The organism is Falsiroseomonas oryziterrae (genome assembly GCF_021864505.1).
Classification (GTDB): domain Bacteria; phylum Pseudomonadota; class Alphaproteobacteria; order Acetobacterales; family Acetobacteraceae; genus Falsiroseomonas; species Falsiroseomonas oryziterrae.
Map to the genome: position 1 here is coordinate 1 of NZ_JAKJIB010000447.1, position 2633 is coordinate 2633.

At 74.2% G+C, this 2633-nt stretch carries 3 protein-coding genes; all 3 read left to right on the forward strand.

What is annotated here, in order from left to right; translation table 11 throughout:
• A partial coding sequence (locus L2I40_RS21710; RefSeq protein ID WP_272910995.1) for a (2Fe-2S)-binding protein occupies nucleotides 1-461 on the forward strand: 461 nt, incomplete at its 5' end.
• The gene (locus tag L2I40_RS21715) at nucleotides 458-1642 is read left to right on the forward strand and encodes an NAD(P)/FAD-dependent oxidoreductase (RefSeq protein ID WP_237217327.1); all 1185 of its coding nucleotides are present in this window, start codon (nucleotides 458-460) and stop codon (nucleotides 1640-1642) included. The genes L2I40_RS21710 and L2I40_RS21715, both read left to right, overlap by 4 nt.
• Entirely contained in the window at nucleotides 1639-2574 is a 936-nt protein-coding gene (locus tag L2I40_RS21720) for a dihydrodipicolinate synthase family protein (protein ID WP_237217328.1), read from the forward strand. The genes L2I40_RS21715 and L2I40_RS21720 overlap by 4 nt, the downstream gene beginning before the upstream one ends.
• The last annotated feature ends 59 nt before the right edge of the window (nucleotides 2575-2633 follow it).

Consider the following 2633-nt stretch of genomic DNA (forward strand, 5'->3'; position numbering starts at 1 on the left):
GGCTCGCCGCCCTGGCGGCGCTGCGCGACCTCGAGCTTCTGGACGGCCGCGCCCATGCACGGGCGCGCTGGCGGCCCTGGATCCAGGGCTGGCGCGCCGCGCGCACGGGGGCCGCCATGGCGCGCATCATGGCGCTACGGCCCGAGCTCGTCTCCGCCATCCCGCCCGAGACGGTGGTCTGCCGCTGCGAAGGCGTGACGCGGGCGGAGATCGAGGCGGCGCTGGACGACGGCGCTGCCGACGTGAACCAGCTGAAGCAGTTCACGCGCTGCGGCATGGGACCGTGCCAGGGCCGCGTCTGCGGCGAGACGGCGGCGGAACTCGTCGCCCGGCGCGTCGGCGGGCGCGAGCATGCCGGCTTCGCGACCGGCCGCCTGCCGCTGCGGCCGGTGCCGATGGAGGCGCTGCTCGGCGACTTCGACTACGCCGACATCCCCGTGCCGGCGCCGGCGCCGATATGACCGCCGCCGTCCGATCGCCGGAGGGCGGAGCCGTCGGACGCGGCGAGCACCGGGGGCGTGAAACGGCCGGCCACGCCTTCGACTGCGCCGTCATCGGGGCCGGCGTGATGGGCTGCAGCACGGCGCTGCACTTGGCGCGGGCCGGCATGACGGTCGCCCTGCTCGACCGCGGCGCCATCTGCCGCGAGGCGTCCGGCGTCAATGCCGGCACGCTGACCATGCAGATGACCCGCGCCGCGCTGATCCCCTATGCGCTGCGGGCGCATGAGATGTGGCTGCGCATGCCGGAGTGGTGCGATGGCGGGCACGTGCTGGCCGTCGCCTGCCCCGGTCTCTCCGTCGCCTTCACCGAGAGCGAAGCGGCGATGCTGGAGGAGCGCGCGCGCGTCCGCCGTCAGGCCGGCGCGCCGATCGAATTGGTCTCGGGCGGCCGGGCCATGGAGATCGAACCCGGCCTGACCGACAAGGTGCTGCTCGCCGCCCATTGCCCGATCGACGGCTTCGCCAGCGCCTATCTGACGGGCCGTGCCTTCCGCCCTGCCCTGCTGAACGCCGGCGTCGCGCTGTTCGAAGGGCGCGCGGTGACCGGCGTGGAGCAGGCAGGCCAGGGCTTCGCGCTGCGCACCGCGAAGGAAGGTCTGCAGGCGCGACGGATCGTGCTGGCCGGCGGCGTCTGGCTGGAGGAGATGGCCGGCTGGCTCGGCCTCCGGCTGCCGGTCAAGGCGCTGGTCAACCAGCTTGTCGTGACCGAGCGCCTGGCGCCCGTGATGCGGACGGTGCTCGGCGTCGCTTCCGGCCTGCTGTCGCTCAAGCAGTACGCGAACGGCACGGTGCTGATCGGAGGCGGCTGGCAAGGCATCGGCGACCGCCAGCGCGGCGGTCTTGGGGTGCGGGCGGAGAACCTGCTCGGCAATGTCCGGCTTGCCGCGCACGCCATCCCGGCGCTGCGCGACGCGCGCGTGGCGCGCGCCTGGCTAGGCCTCGAAGCCGAGACCGCGGATGCCCTGCCGGCGATCGGGCCGATCCCGGGCGTGCCGGATGCCTGGATCATCGGCAGCGTGCATTCCGGCTACACGAGCGGCCCCTATTTCGGGAAGCTGCTCGCGCAGGCGATCCGGGGCGAGGCGCCGGAGCTGCCGCTCTTCCCCATCGACCGGCTGCTGACGATGGAGCACGCATGATCCCGGACGGCCCGACGCGGTTCCACGGCATCTACCCGTCCACGGTGCTGCCGATGCGGGGCGCCGACTTCGCCCCGGACTGGGACGCCTATGCGCGCCACACGGCGCATTGCTTGCTGCGCCCCGGCATCGCGGGGGTGCTGATGAACGGCCATGCGGGCGAGAACTTCGTGATCTCCCGGGCCGAGAAGCGGCGCGCGGTGGAGGTCGCGGTCACGACGGTCGGCGCCAGCCGCATCGTGGTCGCCGGCGTCAACGCCGAGAGCAGCCTGGAAGCCGCTGCGGAAGCGCGCGACGCGCGCGCGGCGGGCGCGGATGCGATCATGGTGTTCCTCCCCAACGGCTTCGCGCTGGCGCAGACGACGGAGATGGCGCTGCTGCATCACCGCACCATCCTCGCCGCGGTGCCCGGCATGCCGGTCTTCCTCTTCGCCGCGCATCACGCCGCGGGCCGGATGGCCTTCACGCCGGAGACGCTCGACGCCCTCCTCGACATCCCCGAGGTGGTCGGGATCAAGGAGGGCTCCTGGGAGGTGGACCGCTACGACGCGCTGCGGCGCCAGGCGAAGGCGAAGCGGCCGGAGGTCGCGGTCTGTGCCAGCGGCGACGAGCATCTGCTGGCCTGCATGGTGCACGGATCGGATGGATCGCTGGTCTCGCTCGCCGATCTGCTGCCGGACGAGATCGTGGCACTCGACGCCGCCGTGCGCGCAGGCGACCTGCCGCGGGCGCGCACGCTGCACGAGACGCTGGAGCCGCTGGCCGAGGCGATCTATGGCGACCCGCCGGCCGGCCGCGCCACGGCGCGGCTGAAGTTCTGCCTCGCCGAGATGGGCGTCATCCCGGACCCGGCCGTGCGCCCACCGCAGCCGCCGGTCCGCGATGCGGAGGCCGCGACGCTGCGGGCGGCGCTGCGCGCGACGGGGCTCTGACCCGCCTCGGTCGCTCCGCCCGGCGGCCCCGCGCCGCCATCGCACCATCGTCGGCCGGC

Bases quoted from the DNA above. Each gene is read 5' to 3' on its own strand.
- L2I40_RS21715 (WP_237217327.1), top strand. From the start codon at position 458: ATGACCGCCGCCGTCCGATCGCCGGAGGGCGGAGCCGTCGGACGCGGC.
- L2I40_RS21720 (WP_237217328.1), top strand. From the start codon at position 1,639: ATGATCCCGGACGGCCCGACGCGGTTCCACGGCATCTACCCGTCCACG.